Annotated in this window: 18 protein-coding genes; 1 reads left to right on the forward strand and 17 read right to left on the reverse strand. The window is 35.0% G+C overall.

All coding sequences use genetic code 11. The features are described from left to right. Positions 1-59: 59 nt before the first annotated feature. The 15 genes from fabV to rpsF form a co-directional block, all read right to left on the reverse strand. Positions 60-1,250 carry an enoyl-ACP reductase FabV gene (fabV, locus tag FNW21_RS01290; protein ID WP_144254922.1) on the reverse strand — a complete coding sequence of 397 codons (1,191 nt, stop codon included), beginning with the start codon at positions 1,248-1,250 and terminating at the stop codon, positions 60-62. 114 nt (positions 1,251-1,364) lie between these two features. Then, positions 1,365-3,017 carry a DNA repair protein RecN gene (recN, locus tag FNW21_RS01295; RefSeq protein ID WP_144254923.1) on the reverse strand — a complete coding sequence of 551 codons (1,653 nt, stop codon included), beginning with the start codon at positions 3,015-3,017 and terminating at the stop codon, positions 1,365-1,367. 52 nt (positions 3,018-3,069) lie between these two features. After that, positions 3,070-3,954 carry a type IX secretion system protein PorD gene (gene porD, locus FNW21_RS01300; RefSeq protein ID WP_144254924.1) on the reverse strand — a complete coding sequence of 295 codons (885 nt, stop codon included), beginning with the start codon at positions 3,952-3,954 and terminating at the stop codon, positions 3,070-3,072. A gap of 160 nt (positions 3,955-4,114) precedes the next feature. After that, entirely contained in the window at positions 4,115-5,326 is a 1,212-nt protein-coding gene (gene coaBC, locus FNW21_RS01305; protein WP_144254925.1) for a bifunctional phosphopantothenoylcysteine decarboxylase/phosphopantothenate--cysteine ligase CoaBC, read from the reverse strand. 10 nt (positions 5,327-5,336) lie between these two features. After that, complete coding sequence (locus FNW21_RS01310) at positions 5,337-5,654, reverse strand: DNA-directed RNA polymerase subunit omega (protein ID WP_026709525.1); 318 nt, start codon at positions 5,652-5,654, stop codon at positions 5,337-5,339. A gap of 8 nt (positions 5,655-5,662) precedes the next feature. After that, positions 5,663-6,457 carry an outer membrane protein assembly factor BamD gene (locus FNW21_RS01315; protein WP_144255092.1) on the reverse strand — a complete coding sequence of 265 codons (795 nt, stop codon included), beginning with the start codon at positions 6,455-6,457 and terminating at the stop codon, positions 5,663-5,665. Between the two features lie 169 nt (positions 6,458-6,626). After that, positions 6,627-7,508: a 4-hydroxy-tetrahydrodipicolinate synthase gene (dapA, locus tag FNW21_RS01320; RefSeq protein ID WP_144254926.1), complete on the reverse strand. Its 882-nt coding sequence runs from the start codon at positions 7,506-7,508 to the stop codon at positions 6,627-6,629. A gap of 9 nt (positions 7,509-7,517) precedes the next feature. Continuing rightward, a complete protein-coding gene (locus FNW21_RS01325) occupies positions 7,518-8,036 on the reverse strand; it encodes a DUF6913 domain-containing protein (RefSeq protein ID WP_144254927.1) in 519 nt (172 codons plus the stop codon). A gap of 223 nt (positions 8,037-8,259) precedes the next feature. Further along, positions 8,260-8,943, reverse strand: a complete 684-nt coding sequence (locus FNW21_RS01330) for a lysoplasmalogenase family protein (protein ID WP_144254928.1) — start codon at positions 8,941-8,943, stop codon at positions 8,260-8,262. Beyond that, positions 8,933-10,936 (reverse strand): NAD-dependent DNA ligase LigA, encoded by a 2,004-nt coding sequence (ligA, locus tag FNW21_RS01335; RefSeq protein ID WP_144254929.1) that lies wholly within the window; start codon positions 10,934-10,936, stop codon positions 8,933-8,935. The genes FNW21_RS01330 and ligA overlap by 11 nt, the downstream gene beginning before the upstream one ends. 68 nt (positions 10,937-11,004) lie before the next feature. After that, entirely contained in the window at positions 11,005-11,478 is a 474-nt protein-coding gene (locus FNW21_RS01340) for a DUF6495 family protein (RefSeq protein WP_144254930.1), read from the reverse strand. A gap of 131 nt (positions 11,479-11,609) precedes the next feature. Further along, on the reverse strand, positions 11,610-14,768 hold the full coding sequence (locus tag FNW21_RS01345; RefSeq protein ID WP_144254931.1) for a TonB-dependent receptor: 3,159 nt from the start codon (positions 14,766-14,768) through the stop codon (positions 11,610-11,612). 95 nt (positions 14,769-14,863) lie between these two features. Continuing rightward, on the reverse strand, positions 14,864-15,304 hold the full coding sequence (gene rplI, locus FNW21_RS01350) for a 50S ribosomal protein L9 (protein ID WP_144254932.1): 441 nt from the start codon (positions 15,302-15,304) through the stop codon (positions 14,864-14,866). A gap of 65 nt (positions 15,305-15,369) precedes the next feature. Continuing rightward, on the reverse strand, positions 15,370-15,666 hold the full coding sequence (gene rpsR, locus FNW21_RS01355; protein WP_144254933.1) for a 30S ribosomal protein S18: 297 nt from the start codon (positions 15,664-15,666) through the stop codon (positions 15,370-15,372). A 5-nt stretch (positions 15,667-15,671) separates the two neighbouring features. Beyond that, entirely contained in the window at positions 15,672-16,013 is a 342-nt protein-coding gene (gene rpsF, locus FNW21_RS01360; protein ID WP_144254934.1) for a 30S ribosomal protein S6, read from the reverse strand. 168 nt (positions 16,014-16,181) lie between these two features. On the opposite strand from rpsF, the gene FNW21_RS01365 reads away from it, so the two are divergent. Further along, positions 16,182-16,880: a LytR/AlgR family response regulator transcription factor gene (locus FNW21_RS01365; protein WP_144254935.1), complete on the forward strand. Its 699-nt coding sequence runs from the start codon at positions 16,182-16,184 to the stop codon at positions 16,878-16,880. Position 16,881: 1 nt separating this feature from the next. On the opposite strand, the gene priA is transcribed toward FNW21_RS01365, so the two are convergent. Then, positions 16,882-19,347 carry a replication restart helicase PriA gene (gene priA / locus FNW21_RS01370; RefSeq protein WP_144254936.1) on the reverse strand — a complete coding sequence of 822 codons (2,466 nt, stop codon included), beginning with the start codon at positions 19,345-19,347 and terminating at the stop codon, positions 16,882-16,884. 116 nt (positions 19,348-19,463) lie between these two features. Further along, positions 19,464-19,892, reverse strand: a complete 429-nt coding sequence (locus tag FNW21_RS01375; RefSeq protein WP_144254937.1) for a DUF2147 domain-containing protein — start codon at positions 19,890-19,892, stop codon at positions 19,464-19,466. Positions 19,893-19,925 lie beyond the last annotated feature (33 nt).

Here is a 19,925-nt window from a genome sequence, read left to right on the forward strand (position 1 = left end):
AATTTCTTGATTTTAAAAACCAATAGGAAATTCAGATGCACCAAATGCAAAATAAATTGTTATTTTATGCTTTCAATTCCCACTAATTCATTTGCATCTGCGGTGTAGTCTACACCATCAAATCCAAAACCAAACAAATTGTAAAAATCTTTTCTATAGCCTTCTAAATCTCCCAATTCAGCTAGATTTTCGGTATTGGCTTGCTTCCATAATGCCGCAACTTGCGCTTGAACAGCAGCATTCATTTCCCAATCATCAACTCTAATTCGTCCTTTTTCGTCAACAGGAACTTCATTTCCTGTAAACAATCGTTGTGCGTATAAACGTTGAATTTGTTCAATGCAACCTTCGTGCGTTCCCTCCGCTTTCATAATTTTGTACAACAATGAAATGTACAACGGAATAACAGGAATTGCGGAACTAGCTTGAGTAACCAAGGCTTTGTTTACAGACACATACGCTTTTCCGTTAATTGCCGCTAGACTATCTGTGATAGAAAATGCCGTTGCTTCAAGGTGGTCTTTGGCACGGCCAATGGTTCCATTTCTATATACTGCCTCGGTTAATGCCGATCCAATATACGAATACGCTACGGTTGTTGCGCCTGGAGCCAATAAATCAGCGTCCTTCAATGCGTTCATCCACATTGACCAATCCTCGCCACCCATAACGGTAACTGTATTTTCGATATCGTCACCGCTACAAGGCTCGATTGTAATTTCTGTAACTTTACCCGAATGAAAATCGACTGTATTATTGGTGAATTTTTCTCCAATGGGTTTCAAAACCGAACGATGTAAAACTCCCGTTGTAGGATGCAATCGCACTGGCGAGGCTAAACTGTAAATTATTAAATCAATTTGACCCAAATCAGCCTTGATTAAATCGATGGTTTGTTGCTTAATTTCATTAGAAAAAGCATCTCCATTAATACTTTTGGCATACAAACCAGCGTGGTGTGCGGCAGTTTCAAAAGCGGCAGAATTGTACCACCCTGGCGACGCTGTTTTCCCTTCAGAAGGTGCTTTTTCGAAAAAAATACCAATGGTCGCTGCATCAGAACCAAATGCACTTGTAATTCTAGATGCCAAACCAAAACCTGTTGAAGCACCTATTACTAATACTTTTTTGGCTCCAGCTATTTTTCCTTTTGATTGGATGTATTCAATTTGATTTTTTACATTTTGTTCACATCCTTTTGGGTGAGATGTGGTACAAATAAATCCTCTCATTCTTGGTTCTATGATCATATTTTTATTTTTTTTCGTTATTTTAGATAAACGGTTATTTGGTATAATTTCAAAAAAAGTACTTCCCGTGTAAGCGTCTTTATTTTTTTTAGTTGACAAATATAAACCATTTCTTTAGTTCAACAAGGCTTTTGCATGATTTAAGGCCGAATCCGAAACCACGGTTCCTGATAGCATTTGTGCAATTTCAACGACCCGTTCCTCGGCAGATAATAATTTTAATTCGGATTGGGTGTCCTCGCCAATGGTAGATTTAAAAACCTTGAAATGAGCATTTCCTTTGGCTGCGATTTGAGGCAAATGGGTAATAGCAAAAATTTGCATTTCGGCACTCATTTCTTTCATAATTTCGCCCATTCTAATGGCAATTTCACCTGAAACTCCGGTATCAATTTCATCAAAAATAAGGGTTGGAAGTTTAGAATACTGTGCCAAAATTGCTTTGACCGCAAGCATAATTCTAGACATTTCGCCACCCGAAGCTACTTTTTTAAGCAATCCAAAATCAGTTCCTTTATTTGCCGAAAATAAAAACTGCAATTCGTCTTTACCGTTTTGAAAATAGGTTGTTGTAGTTGTTAAGTCCATTTTGAAACGCACATTTGGCATTCCTAATGTTTCTAAAATCACTATTAATTTATGGGACAAAACTGGAATTGCTTGCTCTCTATTTGAATGAATTCCGGTTGCTAATATGTCCAGTTGCAATTCACTTTCTTGAATTAAATTCGTAATTTTTTCTATTTCGTCTTTTAGATTTCCAATAGCCAAAAGCGATGTATCCAATTGATTTTGAACTGCTAACAGCTCATCTACTGAACTTACTTGGTGCTTTTTCTGCAAGTTGTAAATCACCTGCAACTTCTGCCCTATTGCGTCTAGTTGTTCCGGATCATTGACCAACTTATCAGAAGCACGATTTAGTTCATTCGTAATATCATCAAACTCTATCGCTACACTTGTTATGCGTTCTAAAAGTACTTGATATTCAGTTGAGAACGAAGCTATTTTTTGCAATGCTGTTTTAGTTTCTTTCAAATTATACAACACACCAATCTGGTCTTCATTGGCAATTGCCAACGACTTATCTAGTGCTTCTTTGATGGATTCTACATTGTTTAATTTTTCGAAATCAGCTTCCAAAGTTTCTTGTTCTCCTGATTTTAATTGAGCAGCGAGCAATTCTTCTAGCAAAAAAGTGTTGTATTCTTGCTCTTTTATCGATTCGCTTTGTCTTTTAAGTAAGGAATTCAGTTTTGATTTATCTGATTTATAGCTTTTTAGAACTTCTTGATACTTAAAGATTAATTCTTTATTATTGGCAATAGCATCAATGATTTGAAACTGAACCATTTCATCTGATAATTCTTGAGTTTGCTGCTGCGAATGAATGTCAATCAAATGCAAACTTAAGTCTTGTAATTCTTGAAGATTTACGGGACTATCGTTGATGAAAGCTCTTGATTTCCCCGAAGGTAAAATTTCACGACGAATGATCGTTTCCGATTCATAATCCAAGTCATTACTCTCAAAAAAAGGAATCAAATTGTATTTTGAAATTTCAAAATGGGCTTCGATAATACACTTTTCCTCTTTGTTTTTGAGTGCGGCTAAATCAGCTCTTTTGCCCAAAACCAATCCTAATGCGCCTAAAATAATCGATTTTCCGGCACCTGTTTCTCCAGTAATTATCGAGAAACCTTTGGAAAAATCAATAGTTAATTTTTCTATAAGCGCATAGTTTTTTATCGAAAGGGATGTTATCATTTAATTGTATTAATGTTGAAAAGGCGTATTCAAAAAAGAAATTAAATAGAAATTAGTACTTAATTGTGACCCATTTACTGGAGTTCAAAGGCGATAATTTATTTAAAGTATCCGTCAAATCCGAAACGGTAATACTTGGTCCACCCGAAAAAACAGATACAATTTCATCTGATTTTGCATCAAAAAAGACGCGTGTCAAAAAAGCATTTGGTCTCGTTTCATTTACTTTGCTCAAGCCTAAAACTGCATTTTTAATTTTTTCTTTACCTGATTTCAAATCCAAACTCATTACATCTAGACCAGCGTGGTAGCTGTACATTGCTTGTCTAATAGGGCCAAATGTAGGGGAGAGCATATCATTAATCAAAAAATACCTATTTTGATTTCCATCGGCTTGACTCCAGCCTTTGTAACCGCCTTGTTGGGCTACATTGGCAATGTTTTGGGCTGTTTCAAAATATTGATTTCCAGCCAAAGGTTGAAAAGTATCCGCATTCATACCCAAAATCATATTACAATAAAAAGCTAAAACCGAAACCAAATTAGAATCAAAATTTGCTGGATTATAAATCAAGTTTTCGAATTCTGTATATTTAAAACTAAAATCTTTGTCGTTATAATTCAATACCGGCGAGGAATACGTAGAATTGTAAATCAGTCGGGAGGATTGCACTTGGATTGTCGCCACAAAATTATCGGAACTATTAGAGGTAATAGTTATAAAAATGGAACAATTTATTTTTTCATTTTGTTTCAAAACCTGTCCCGTCCAGTCGGTCTTGTTTACAAACTCATTTACAGCTGTTTCTAATGTTTTGAAAACAGGCTGACTGGCATTAGCCAATTTTTGTGCGTTGACAGTAACCGTACAATTCAACTGTTGCGCTTGTGAAAATCCACAAGAAAATAGCAGCAAAAAAACAACTAATTTATTCATATATTTTACTTTTTTCGTAATTGAAACCTAAAATTCCCGAATTTGATTGGTGTATTCCTCCTTTTAAATTCTGCTATTTCATAACGTCACACCATTTGATTTATTGGAAGGATTCCATTCCAAAAAACAAAATTCATTTTATAAAAGCTGTATCTGTATATTATTTTTCAAAATAAGCGATCACTTTTTTCAAAATATCATCCGCAACAGCTTCTTTCGATTTCAAAGGCATGGGCTCAATAGCAAAGAATTTGTCAATAAAGGTAACTTTATTTGTTGTTTTTCCAAAACCCGCACCATCATCTTGCAACGAATTTAGCACAATTAAATCTAAATTCTTTTTTTGAATTTTCAATTTAGCATTTTCGATTTCATTTTCGGTTTCCAAAGCAAAACCAATGAGGAACTGTTTTTGTTTCAACACACCAAAAGAACCCAAAATATCTTTGGTTTTCTCTAATTCAATGGTAAAATCATCGGCTGCTTTTTTGATTTTTTGCGAAGCTACTATTTTGGGTTTGTAATCCGCTACTGCAGCCGCAGCAATAGCTACATCCACATCGTGATAGTATTGATGGCAGGCATCGTACATTTCTTGTGCCGAAACTACGTCAACAACTTTAATCAAAGAATGGGTTACTTTAAAACGTGTTGGGCCAGTTACTAAAACAACCGTAGCGCCAAGATTTGCGGCACTAATGGCGATATCAAAACCCATTTTCCCGGAAGAATGATTGCCTATAAAACGCACAGGATCGATTGCCTCGTAGGTTGGGCCTGCTGTAATGAGGATTTTTTTTCCTTGAAGTGGCAACTGACTCGAAAGATCATTTTCTAAAAAAGTAATAATATTTTCCGGTTCAGCCATACGTCCTTCGCCTGATAAACCACTGGCTAAATCGCCGCTTTCAGCAGGAATAATGGTATTACCAAACTGTTCTAACAACTTAAAATTAGTGGTTGTAGTAGGATGTTTGTACATATCTAAATCCATTGCTGGAGCAAAATAAACGGGACATTTTGCTGATAAATAAGCCGCTAAAACGAGATTATCACAAGTGCCATTCGCCATTTTAGACAAGGTATTGGCAGTTGCTGGTGCAATAAGCATGAGGTCAGCCCAAAGTGCTAATTCCACATGATTGTTCCATTTCTCGTTGGCATCATCTTGGTTGTAAAAACTAGAATGTACTGGATTTTTGGAGAGCGTAGATAACGTAAGTGGCGTTATAAAAACCTTTGAAGCAGGTGTCATTATCACTTGGACATGCGCACCTGCTTTTATAAAAAGTCGAACCAATGAAGCGGTTTTATAGGCTGCTATTCCACCTGAAATTCCAAGTAAAATTTTCTTACCGTTTAAAACTGACATCAGCTCCGTATTATTTGTTTGAATCTCTGTGGTAAATTTTACCATCTAACCATTCTTGAACTGCAAGAGCGTGTGGTTTTGGTAATTTTTCGTAAAATTTAGAAACTTCAATTTGTTCTTTATTTTCAAAAACTTCTTCAAGACTATCATTGTAAGTGGCAAATTCTTCCAGTTTTTCAGTCAATTCTTTTTTTATTTCAGAATTGATTTGGTTCGCTCTTTTAGCCATAATGGTTATTGCTTCATACACATTACCAGTTGGTTCTTCAATAACGGTTTTGTTGTACGTTATTGTATTTACTGGAGCATTCGTCTTTTTTAAATCCATGACTTTATTTATTTAGTAAATTTTTGTAAATCGGTATCAATTCGAGCTAACATTGCGTTGGCTTCTTTTTTATATTTAGTTTCGGCATTAAATTTAATCAAATTACCGTGCGCTACTTTGGCAACGTTTAAACGGTCTTCCATTTTTGAAGGAATACTATTCACTGCTAGTTGGTAAGCTGAATCTAATTTATAATACAAGGCGTCTTCTCTAAAAGGAGTTCCCGGATAATCAGCTACAAAATTATCTAATGCAATAATGGCTGATTTATAATCTAGTATGGTGTGGTATGCTTTGGCATTTTCAAATACCTTTTTCTCAATCTTTTCATTCAATACTTTTACCGCAGCATTGGCTTCCGCTAAATATTCGGAAGTGGGATAATTGTCGATAAAGGTTTGCAATTTATCAATCGCTTTGTGCGTATCGGTTTGATCTAAACTGTAAACAGGCGATAATTTCGAATAACTTTTGGCTCCTAAAAAAGCAGCTTCTTGTAATTTTTCACTCTTTGGATAACCAGAAGCAAAACTTTCAAATTGATATCCTGCTAGATAATATTGTTGGGTTTTATAGTAGGATTGTGCAAACATATAAAACAATTTTTCGGCTTGTGGTTTTCCTCTGTACGCTGGTGCAATTTGTTCAAAAAGTCGAATTGCTTTTGAGTATTTACCGCTATCATACAATTTGGTTGCCATATCAAATTTTATAGCAACATCCTCGGTTTTTAAAGCTTTTTGATATTCATTACAAGATCCCAAAAGGATAACAAGTAGTAGTAAAGAGACTATTTTTTTAATCAACATTATAAAATTGTTTTGTTTTGGAATTGTGAAACTTCGATTTTTTTTATTTAAAACCTATTGATTGGGTTGCTAAAACCAGCTCAAAGTTTCGTTCGCAAATTTAGTTATTAATTTAGCTACTTCAAAATATATTTTTATTTAAAAAAATACCTGTTTTTTGTGATTATTTAGCACTGTTTTTTACAAATTCGGCAATTCGATTGGCCAGTGATTCGTCTACATTTACTAATGGTAATCGCACCTGATTCTCTGTTAATCCCAATGAGAGAAAGACTTCTTTGATTCCTGCTGGGTTGCCTTGTTCAAAAATCATCTCGATACAATTTGCCAGTGAGTAATGCAATTTGAAAGCTTCGTTCACTTTTCTATTCAAGCCCAACCGAATCATTTCCGAAAATTCTTTTGGAAAACCTTGACCAATTACCGAGATAACACCAGATGCACCCGCCAAAATCATTGGCAAAGCAATCATATCATCACCGGAAATCACTAGAAAATCTTTTGGTTTATTTTGCAATAACTGCATGGCTTGCACTAAATCGCCTGCAGCTTCTTTGATGGCGACAATATTGTCAAAATCAGTTGCCAATCGGATAACGGTACTTGGCAACATATTACTTCCAGTTCGTCCTGGAACGTTGTACAAAATAACAGGAATTGGAGCTGCTTGCGCTATGGCTTTAAAATGTTGGTAAATGCCTTCTTGAGTTGGTTTATTGTAATATGGTGAAACCGAAAGAATGGCCTCAAAAGCCGAAAAATCTCGGGTTTTGAGTTCCGCAACAACCTTTAAAGTATCATTGCCTCCTACTCCAAGAACCAAAGGCAATCGTCCATTGTTTGCCGCAATAACCGTTTCGATCACTAATTCGCTTTCGGTTTTAGACAATGTTGCATTTTCGGCAGTGGTTCCTAATACAACCAGATATTCGACTCCATTATCTACAGAAAAATTCACAATCCGTTTTAAAGCTTCGGTATCAACTGAAAAATCGTGTTTAAAAGGAGTTACAAGAGCAACACCTGTTCCTATTAATGATTGCATATTGGTAATTTATATTTTGTTTAATATTTTTAAATATCTAAATAATTCGCTGACAAAAACGCCAAAACTTTCGGCATTTGTAGTAATCATAAAATGATTCAATCGATTGTCAATAGCCGAGAAACCTACTTTGAAATCCGCTTGTGATTGCAGTGTTATGAGGAGTAAAATGGCTTTTTCTATGTCGTAATAACTTACTAATAAATCAAATTTTGTAGCAACAAAATCAGTTACTACGGCATCGCTAATTTGAGCATTCCATTGCAATTGATTGGGACCAAAAGTAGGTTGTGCATAGCTTTCCTTTTTTTTGAATTTGTCCCTGTAGACAATAGTTGTTATGTTTTTTTCCAAAAAACCGTTGGCTATCAAAGCTGCAATGAGTTGTTCTTTTTGAAAAAAATAACTTTCATCAATAAGTAAACCAACAGTTTGTATTTTTTTATCCAAAGCGCTACTCTTACTACTCTGCAGCTTCTTTTTTAATTTTCTTTTTACAAAAAAATCTTTTAAAAAATTTAAAAACATACGCCTTTTTACTAGTTTACAAAAATAAATAATAAAGTCTGATTACAATTGGTAAATCTAAAAAAGTATAACGGTTTTTTCAAACTTTTTGTTATATTCTTAACACTTTATACTGTTTTTTCTTTCGATAATGAAGTTTATAATCTTCCTAAATTAGAGGAAAATTATTAAAACTACTGGCCGTTAAAGGGTTATTGAATTAAAAAAAGAAAGTCAATCTAAACTATTTATTTTCTTGCAAAGCATTGCTTTCAATGAAATAAATAACCAGAAAAAGATAGGAAAGGATTTGTGTACTTGTCCCTATTATTCGCAAAACGGCTGTGGTAATGTAGAAATGATTCAACGCATAAAAAACATCTGAAATGATAAAGCACGCACAAGCCAAAACCAAATTTAAGAACCGATAATTGGGTCTAATTATATAATTTGAAATTGCAATTACGGACAAAATTCCCAGCACGACTCCATAAAATAGAAGCAAACAGAAACTGAACTTTAGTTTTTCAAATTTCAAATCTAGAATTGAGAATAACAATCCTCCCAAAAACAGCACTAATATTACAATTCCAACAATGGTTGTTTGATTGAGTTTTGCTTTTTTGAAATCAAAAACAACACATTTCAAAAGCAATATATATACTATAAAAAACGAAAGAATTGAACCCAATTCCGCATGCTTAAAGTCCATTAAACCATAGATTTCGCCTATTAAACTGAATAAAAAAACAAGTAATTTTAACCAGTCCATTTTATAATTATTGGCAATCAAATAATAACTAAAAATGGCAGGAACAAGAATCGCTTTGCAATATACCACCAGCGAATACTGCTGCATGAACGTCAAGAAAATGGCTATTATACTCGTTACAAAGTAAAGCAGTAATGCGGGTGTACTAGGCTTCATGCACTAGTTGTATAAAATCATCTTCGGTAATAATTGCGATAGAAAGTTTGTTGGCTTTCTCTAATTTTGATGGCCCCATATTATCGCCAGCAATGACATAATCCGTTTTGGCCGAAATAGAGCTCCCTACTTTGCCCCCATTATCCTCAATGGCTTTCTTTAAATCCTCTCTAGAAAATTTTGAAAAAACTCCCGAAACCACGAAAGTTTTACCTAAAAATTTAGTGGTGGCATCTGGATTTATTGTTTCTATTAATTCAAATTGAATACCGTACGATTTTAATCGATCTATAATCAAGCAGTTTTCTTGATTTTCGAAAAACTCGATGACACTATTGGCGATTCGTTCCCCAATTTCGTCCACAAGAATCAAATCCATTGCATTTGCTTGGCGCAAAGCCTCAATGTTTTTATAATGTTTGGCCAATTTTTTGGCAACCGTTTCGCCTACAAATCTTATTCCTAGAGCAAACAAAACACTTTCGAAAGGGATTTTTTTCGAATTTTGTACCCCGTTAACAAGATTTTCTGCTGATTTTTGTGCCATTCGTTCCAAAGGTAAAATTTGCTCAACCGTTAAATCATACAAATCAGCATAATTATGTACCAGTCCGTTAGCAACTAATAATGCCACTGTTTCGCCACCCAAACCTTCAATATCCATAGCTTTTCTGGAAATAAAATGCTGAATTCGTCCAATAATCTGCGGCGGACAACCATAGAAATTCGGGCAATAATGATTGGCTTCACCCTCGTTTCGAACTAATGCTGTTTGGCATTCTGGACAATGCGTAATATATAGCGTGGGTTCGGAATTTGCTGGTCGTTTGCTTAAATCAACCGCTATTATTTTTGGAATAATCTCTCCTCCTTTTTCGACAAAAACGGTATCGCCAATGCGAATGTCTAACTTTTCTATTTGATCGGCATTGTGCAAGGAAGCTCTTTTTACAACAGTTCCTGCCAATTGTATCGGTTCTAAATTAGCTACAGGCGTAATCGCTCCTGTTCTACCTACTTGATACGAAATCGAATTTAATCGGGTAGAAACTTGCTCCGATTTGAATTTATACGCAATAGCCCAACGCGGCGACTTGGCAGTATATCCCAACTCCTCCTGATGCTGAAACGAATTGACCTTGATAACTACGCCATCAGTTTCGTAAGGTAAATCGTGTCTGTGGGTGTCCCAATAATTGATGAACTCAAAAACTTGATCCAAATTCCGGGCTAGTTTGGCTTCTTTTGGCGCTTTGAAACCCCAATTTCTGGCAGTTTCTAGCCCCTCAAATTGCGTGGCAAAAGGCAAATTATTTCCAATCAAAAAGTACAACAAACAATCCAAAGGGCGTTTGGACACCTCGGCACTATCTTGTAATTTCAAACTGCCAGAAGCAGTATTTCTTGGATTAGAATAGGGTGTTTCACCTATTTCAATCAACTCTTGATTCATTTTTTCGAATCCAGCAAAAGGCAAAATAATTTCACCACGAATGGCAAAATTTTCAGGATAATTGCCTTTCAATTGCAGCGGAATTGATTTTATAGTTTTGATATTATTGGTCACATCATCGCCTTGATAACCATCGCCACGAGTCACAGCTCGTTTCAATTTTCCGTTTTCATACGTAATGCTAATCGATGCGCCATCGTATTTTAGTTCGCAGGTATATTCTAAAGAAACATCTCCTAACACTTTTTGGATTCGCTTTTCCCATTCTAACAAATCATCTTTGGAATAGGAATTATCCAAGGAATACATTCTATAATCGTGAGCAATGGTTTGGAAATTCTTGGTAATAGTTCCTCCTACTCGCTGTGTTGGCGAATTCGGGTCAAAAAAATCAGGATTATTGTTTTCTAACTCTTGCAGTTGTTTTAGTTTACTATCAAAATCATAATCGGAAATTGTGGCATTATCCAACACATAATAATTATGATTGTGTACATTGAGTTCTTCTCGGAGTGCTTGTATAGTTTGAAATACGGTCATAAAACAAAATTGGCTAGTCTAGTAAATAATCTACTAAAATAGCCAATTTAAAGTTTACAAATCAAATTTTACGATTCAATAATTGCATTTATTTGTTTAAACAATTGTCCGTCACTCAAAAAAGCGCCTTGTTGAATCAATTGAAATAACGAAAAATTGCGTTCATCGGTGAAGACTTTTTTACCTACTTTCATTTCGATCGTTTCGGTAAACATATTGTCGCTCAACCATTGTAAGCCGTCTTTGGTCAAAAAATCAACTTCGGGAACGGTGGATTTTAATACAATAGATTTGACTTCGGTATCAAAACATTGGAAAAGGAAAATATGATTTTTTGAAAAATGTTCTAAATATTCGGCTTTTGCCAATACTTTTTCCCAAATTAAATCAGAAAAAACGTCTAATTCTTGTTCGGCTACTTCGGGTTTTTCTATTTTAATTTTATCCCACTCGGCTTTATCTATCGTTTGTGTGGCCAAAAAAGTACTGAATTCTTGATGCAGTTCTTCAAATTGTTCTTTAGTTAATCGGGTGTATTTCATTTTTAAAAAAGTATAATGCATTGCAGAAAACCAACTGAAAATGATTTTCTATATGGGTACAAAATTAAGTTTTTTTAGGCTAAAAAAAAACCTTCTTTTTCAAGAAGGTCTTTATTGTATTGCAATTATGTTTAAAAAATGTATCGAACTCCAAACTGTGCTTGCCATCTTGAGGCTAAACTAGCATCGTAACTAAAGGTTTTTGTTTGACTTCCGTTAAATGTATAAGTTGGAATTTTAGTAGTTTGATCCACAGTTACACCAATTGGTTGTACACTATTAGGTTGTTGTATTAAACCCCAGTTTGAATTTAATAAGTTTCCAATATTTAAAACATCGATGCTAAATTGAATTGTATTTTTCTTTTCGGAAGCGGAGGATATTTTAAAATTATAATCTTGCAAGAACTTAACGTCCCATTTTCCTCTCCAAGGTGCCAATGCACCGTATCTTTCGGCATATTGACCTCTTCTAGAGCTTAAATAATCATCTTGATTGATGTATTTGTCTAAAGCAGCACCTTGACCAGCACCAGAGAAATTCATAGTACTAATTTCAGCGGTTGTAGGTATGTAGATTAAATCATTCCCAGAGGCACCATCGTTATTGATATCGCCACCATACGTATAATTAAAACGACCACCTTGCGCATATTCAAAAAATGTAGAGATTGTGGTTGCCCATTTGTCATTTCCATATTTCCATTTTTTGGAGCCTACACCAATAAAACGATGCGTATCACCATATTTAGAATTGGCAAGAACGGCATCATTTACGTTTCCAAAAGCGGGATTAAAGTTAAAAGCATCACCTGTAATCTCGGCTTCTATTGAATTTACATCTTTAGATTTCAAATAGTTATAGGCAAAACTAGCAAACAATCCGTTGTCAAATGTTTTTTGGATTTTTATAGAAGTATTAAAAGCACTCCCTTTATTGGTATTGGTTAAAACATATCCATGCGTATCAGCAGGAAAACCATATTCTGTCCAAACGCCTTTGTCATTTGCTCCGTAAATAGCTCTATCATCGGCACCAACTAGATTGCTTGTTGGTGTTTTTAATCCCCAATCTTGAACATGTACAGCGTGAATATCCTTATTGTATGACATATCCACCGTTACGATATAGTTGTTTTTGAATTTATGATCTATTCCTAAACTGGTTCGCCATACTTGTGGGAATTTAAAATTTTTATCCACAACTTCGTAAAAAAATGGGTCGATACCACTAACTTGATTTCCTATCCATACAAATGGAAGTCTTCCTGTAAAAATACCTGTTCCACCACGAAGTTGAGTTGTTTTATCACCATTAGTATCCCAGTTCAAACCAACTCTAGGAGACCATAATAAAGCATTTCCTGGTAATTTAGTAGAATCAAAGTTTACTTTACTACCGTCTTTTGGATTGTAATAATTTATGGTTGGTACATATCCTTCGGAATTATCAGTATCAATAAATTTTTGAATGTTCTCGGAAGTATTAAAATACAAAGGTTTATCAGCTCTTAAGCCATAAATCAATTTGAAATTATCATTGATATTCCATTCATCTTGTACATAAAAAGCTAGTTGACCCACAGTAGTTTCAGATAAATTCCAGCCACCATTAGTTCCTGCTGCTAATTTGCTTTTGGCATCAAATGTTGCTTGTGCATTTGCAAAAGCGGTAGCGTAATAACCACTAGCCATATTGGCATCAAAACCTGCTATATCAGTGCTTCCAAACACATCAAAACCATATCCTTTTAGGTTAAATGAATTTTTGAAAATGAATTTTTCAAAAGAAAAACCTGCAGTGTAGGTATGATTTCCTCTAACAATATTAAGATTATCAGTAATTTGAATTACTTTTTGATCCAATCTATTGTTTATAGAAAATGGCTCATGACCTGCAATGATATATGGAGAACCATCTTTATAAATACTAATTACAGGTGCTGGTGCAGAAAATGGATTTCTAAAATCATTAAAATGCGTGTAACCCGCTTGTAATTTATTAGATATCGTTTCGGTAAATTTTGAATTTAATTCAACTAAAAACGAACTAATTTGGTTGTTGATTTCATATCCTGAATTTTCAAACTGCATGGTATTATTGTCTGGTCCTCGACGACGAATAGCCGTTGGATGTGCTGGTTTGTCTTTGGATGCGTCCAGAAAATTATAAATAACAGCGAGTTTATTATTGTCATTTATATTCCAATCAAACTTTATAATTCCTTTATTTGAATTTGAATTATGCGTAAATCCTTGATAAGCTCCCGTAGCATAACCTAATTTAGCTAATTCTGATGAAACGTGCATTAAATCCGAGGCCAACACTCTAGACTCATTAACTCCAGTTGTTCCATTACCATCGTTAGCAACTACATTTGAACCAGAATCGCTTCGTTGGTCTATTTCATAATTCGCAAAAAAGAATAACTTATTTTTTACAATTGGTCCACCAATACTGAAACCCGCTTGGGTTTGTTCTAAATTAGGAACAACAATTTTTTGTCCTTTAACTTTGTCACCGGTCATGGCGTCATTTCTAAAATAGCCATACGCGGTACCATGAAACTCATTTGTTCCAGATTTTGTTACCGCATTTACAGAAGCTCCTGTAAATCCAGACAATGTCACATCATAAGGTGCGGTAGCGACTTGAATTTGGTCAATGGCATCTAATGAAATAGGTTGAGAACCCGTTTGACCGCCTGGAGTAGCGGCATCTAAACCAAAGGGATTATTGAAAATCGCTCCGTTCAATGAGTAATTATTGTATTGGTCATTTCTACCACCAAATGAACCGCCACTTGCCGATGGTTCCAATCGCGTAAAATCTTCAGCGGATCTTGAAATAGAAGGCAATGCGGCTAATTCTTTGCGACCTATTGTCGTTTCGGCTCCTGTTCGTCCGCTTCCAAAAACTTTGTTTTTAGAACCCACCACTTTTACTTCTTCTAGTTTTTGACTTTCGTCTTGCAAAATGAATTCTAGGCTTGTTGCTTTTCCTAGTTCTAAATACACATCATTGAATTCTTGGCTTTGGTATCCTACAAAAGTCACTGTGATTTTGTAAGGCCCACCAATTTTCATGTTTAAAATGTTAAACCTACCGTCTTGATTGGTGATAGACGAATACTTGGATCCAGTAGGTGTATGTACCGCCAAAACGGTAGCACCATTAAGTGATTGAAAAGCAGCACTTTTAACTGTTCCTTTGATGCTTGATGTTGTGGTTTGCCCCACAACAAAATGTACACCTACAACAAAAAATAATAAAGTAAAAATCTTTTTCATAAGCTTTGAGTTAAGTTATTTTAGCAAAATTAGACAAAAAAAAATCACTCCGAAGAGTGATTTTTATATTTTATTAACAATTAGTTAACAAAATGTTATTTTTCAGCTATGATTTCATACGCTAATTCAACAATTACATCTCTGTGTAAACGCACGTTTGCAGTGTATTTACCAGTACGTTTTACGATACCGCTAGTGATGAATTTGCGATCAACAACTTGACCACCTTTGGCCAAAGCTTCAGCGATATCACTATTGGTAATTGAACCGAATAATTTTTCTCCACCTGCTTTTGCATAAATTTTGATTTCGATAGCTTTCAATGCTTCTGCTAATTCTTTGGCATCGTTTACTACTTTAGCTTCTTTATGCGCTCTTTGTTTTAGGTTTTCAGCCAATACTTTCTTTGCAGAAGAAGTAGCTAAATGAGCAAATCCTTGTGGGATTAAAAAATTACGACCGTATCCGTTTTTTACGGAAACGACATCATCTTTAAATCCTAAATTTTGAACGTCTTGTCTTAAAATAAGTTCCATGTTGTTGTCCTTTTTTATAGAAGTTAGGTTTCATATTTCAGAAAACCAACAACTGTTAATTTATATTATTTTAGTAAATCTGCCACGTATGGCATTAAAGCCAAGTGACGCGCTCTTTTTACAGCTACTGACACTTTTCTTTGGTATTTTAATGAAGTTCCAGTTAAACGACGTGGAAGAATTTTCCCTTGTTCGTTTACGAATTTCAATAAGAAATCAGCATCTTTATAATCAATACATTTGATACCTGATTTTTTGAAACGACAATACTTTTTAGTTTTGTTGATTTCTATGTTCAAAGGCGTTAGATATCTGATATCTCCGTCTTTTTTTCCTGAAGCCGATTGTTGTAATGTTGCCATAATAATTAAGCTTTTGTAGATTTAAGTTTCGCTCTTCTTCGTTCAGCCCAAGAAATAGCGTGTTTGTCAAGACTTACAGTCAAAAAACGCATCACTCTTTCGTCACGTCTAAATTCAGTTTCGAAAGCAATTAATACTTCTCCTGCAACGTTGAATTCAAAAAGGTGGTAAAAACCAGATTTTTTGTTTTGAATTTCGTAAGCCATTTTTTTTAGGCCCCAATCTTCTTTAGATACCATTGTAGCTCCACGAGTAGTAAGAAAATCTTCAAATTTGCTTACTGTTTCCTTTACCTGAACTTCAGATAAAACGGGATTTAAAATGAAAACAGTTTCATAATGATTCATAAATAATATATTTATTTGTTAATTTGGGTGCAAAAGTAATCAATTTATTTTATCCCACAAGCAAAAATTAACTTTAATCGTTATGCGGTAAAAAAAGGACGGTAAAACTTTTTTTTAAAATAAATAAGAATTAGTTTTACTAACCTAAATCAACAAAAAACCAATTCTATGAAACTAAATTGTGTAGTAGTAGACGATAGTTCCATTCAACGAATGATTATTGCAAAGTTAGTAAATAATCACACCAACCTCCATTTAATAGGTGATTTTTCTAATGCAATCGAAGCCAAAAGCTGCATGTCAATACATAATGTGGATTTGATTTTTCTGGATATTGAAATGCCTGTTATCAGTGGTTTTGATTTTTTGGATGGATTAAAACTGAAACCTCAAATTATTTTCATCACCTCAAAGGCTGAATATGCCATGAAAGCTTTTGATTACGACGCCACGGACTATTTGCAAAAACCAATTGCTTTGGATCGTTTCAATGCCTCTGTAAAAAGGGCGATTGATTTGTATTTATTAAAAAAAGATACCAAAGAAGAAGAAGGCGAACATATTTTTATAAAAAGCAATCTCAAAAAATTAAAAGTGTTTACTTCCAAAATAAAATGGATTGAAGCGTTTGGTGATTACGTTCGTGTGGTAACCGAGGACGATAGTAATCTAGTGCTTTCGACAATGAAAGCTTTTGAAAATGACTTGTCAAAAGAAAAATTTTTAAGAGTTCACAAATCGTACATTATTAATATTGACAAGATAGACCGTTTTAATAGTAAATTTGCCGAAATTGGCATTACCAAAATCCCTTTGAGCAGAAATAAAAAGGAAGATTTAGCCAAAGCACTTTCGGTTGCTTATTAGGTTAATAAAAATCAACATTTAAGACCACTTTAATCGCTCTATAAGTAGCAACAGCCTCAAAACTATTCAATATTTTTTGAATAGTTTTTTTTGTGCCTCCAATTGCCGTATTTTGAGGAATTTTAATAATAATAACACGAATGTATTCGTTTCTGATTCTGCTGATGGCGGGTTCTTCTGGGCCTAAAACGGGCATGTTTAAATTTTGGCTCATAACCTGATACAACCACATAGCACCTTCTTTTAGTTTATCAAAATCACGGTGTTTTAACGTAACTTTTATAATTTTAAAATAAGGCGGATATTTATAAATTTGCCTATCGTACAACTGCTCTTTGTACATTGCTAAATAATTAGCTGCTGTAACTTGCTGAATCGTGTTGTGATTGGGATTATAGGTTTGGATAATTACATTTCCTTGTTTTCCAGAACGTCCAGCACGCCCTGCCACTTGAGTCATCATTTGGAAACTGCGCTCAAATGCTCTAAAATCAGGATGATACAGCATATTATCGGCATTCATGATGCCTACTAAACTCACATTATCAAAATCTAATCCTTTGGCTAGCATTTGAGTTCCAACTAAAATATCCATTTCACGGTTCTTGAAACTATCAATTATTTTTTCGAAACCGTATTTGCCACGCGTCGTATCTTGATCCATTCGACCTGTTTTGGCATTTGGAAATAGAGTAATTAATTCTTGCTCAATTTGTTCGGTTCCAAAACCTTTAGTCGTTAAATCGACACTAGAACACGAATGACAATGCGAAGGTTTACTCATAGAATAGCCACAATAATGACAACGCAATTGGTTTTTATGCTTGTGATACGTCAAACTTACATCGCATTGAAGGCAATGTGGCACATGACCACAAGTAATACACTCCATGATGGGCGAATACCCTCTTCGGTTTTGAAACAAAATAACTTGCTCGCCTAATGCCAATGCTGCAGTAATGGATTCTATCAAAAAATCGCTAAAGTGCCCCGACATTTTTTTTCTAAAATACTTGTCTTTAAGGTCTACCAATTCTATTTTGGGCATTTGAACATTGCCGTACCGAGTTGTAATTTCAACCAAACCATACTTGCCTGATTGGGCATTAAAATAGGTCTCTAAACTAGGTGTTGCCGACCCTAAAAGCACTTTGGAACCATGCGAATGAGCCAAGACAATGGCTGCATCACGAGCATGATAGCGCGGTGCGGGATCTACTTGCTTGAAGGTTTGCTCGTGTTCCTCATCGACAATTAGGAGTCCTAAATTTTGAAAAGGCAAAAACAATGCCGACCTTGCTCCTATTGTAATTTGCGCTTTCTGGGAGTTATTTAAAATTTGATTCCAAACTTCTACTCGTTCATTATTACTGTATTTTGAATGAAAAACGGCCACTTTATTGCCAAAATGAGCTCGCAAACGACCTACTAACTGGGTGGTCAAAGCAATTTCTGGCAGTAAATACAATACTTGCTTTCCTGTTGCAAGATAGGTTTCGATGAGTTTAATGTATATTTCGGTTTTGCCGCTGGAGGTTACGCCATGCAACAGGCACACTTCTTTTTGGGTAAAACTACTTGCAATCTCGGTAAAAGCGGTTTGTTGTGCCGGACTCAATTGCAAATCGGTGTCGGCACTTTTTCCTGCAAAATTAATGCGGTCTTCTTGTATAAAATACTCCTCGAAGATTTCTTTCTCAATTAATGCTTTTATAACAGTTGCAGTTGATTTTGAAGCTTCTATGAGTTTTTTAACCGTAATGGGTTTTTGACCGTTTTGGGTCTTTTCGGAGGCACAAAGTTGAAAATAATGCAAGACAATCTCTTTTTGTTTGTGTGCATTCTTGAGGGCTTCTAACAGCTGACCGAGTCCATCGTGTGTTTCATATTTAGCATGCAAGCGAACATAACGCACCAATTTTGGTTTGTAGTTTTCGATCATTTCTTCCTGTAAAACTAGTATGTTTTTGTCAATTAATTTTTGAATAACAGGAAAAATATTTTTCTTGTTCAGGATAGCCATAATATCCTGAACTTTCAGGGAACTTTGTTGTTGCAGGGCTTGATAAACGAGATACTCCTCATCCGAAAGTAGGCTTTCGTCAACATAAACGGCAGTTTTTTGAGCAATCACCGTTTCGCTTTCGAGTAGTAACGCACTCGGTAAAGCGCAGCGGTACACATCGCCAATGGCACACATATAGTAAGACGCAATCCAGAGCCAATGCGTGATTTGGATTTGGGTTACTATAGGATTTTCGTCTAGGATTTGGTGTATTTCTTTGGCTTCATAAAGTTGTGGTTGGTTTTGATGCAAATCGATAACCAATGCGGTATAAATTTTACTTTTACCAAAGGGTACGGCCACTCGCATCCCTTTCTTGATGTACTCGTACTCGGTTTGTGATACCCGGTACGTAAAGGTTTTAGCGAGAGAAAGTGGCAGGATTACTTCGACGAAATACATTGTTTTGGGTTGGGTGTTATGAATTATAAGTTATGAATTATGAGTTATGAATTATCGGTTAGGAGTTAATGGTCTGGAGTTGTTTTTTGTTTTTTTAATTTTGAATCGCAAGTGCTTCAACTTTTGACTCTATACCAATACTGGGTTCTACCAAAAAGGGAAATACCAATATATCCCCGAACTTTGAGCTTGTCCTTGGACTCCAACGTGATGTAACATTTATATAATTTTCCGTTTTTGGGGTCTAGTATTTTGCCTGAATTGTATTCGTTGCCCTCTTTGGTCAATCCTTTGATAACAATCATTCCTAATATGGGTTTGTTTTTATCCTCATCGGAACATTTTATGCAATTAAAATTACGATGTGCTAGATCCAGTATATCCCATACTTTGCCGTAGATTTTTCCTGATTTCTCGTAGATTTCTACAATGGATTTGGCTTTGCCTGTTTCGTCATCAATGGTTTTCCACTTTCCTATTACGGTTTGGGCCGAAGTGGTAATGATACTACTTATAAAGAGTAGATAAAAGAGAATTTTTTTCATAATCGTAATTTTTTAGCCCTGATAGGAATGGAA

The organism is Flavobacterium restrictum (assembly GCF_007097245.1).
In the GTDB taxonomy this organism is placed as follows: domain Bacteria; phylum Bacteroidota; class Bacteroidia; order Flavobacteriales; family Flavobacteriaceae; genus Flavobacterium; species Flavobacterium restrictum.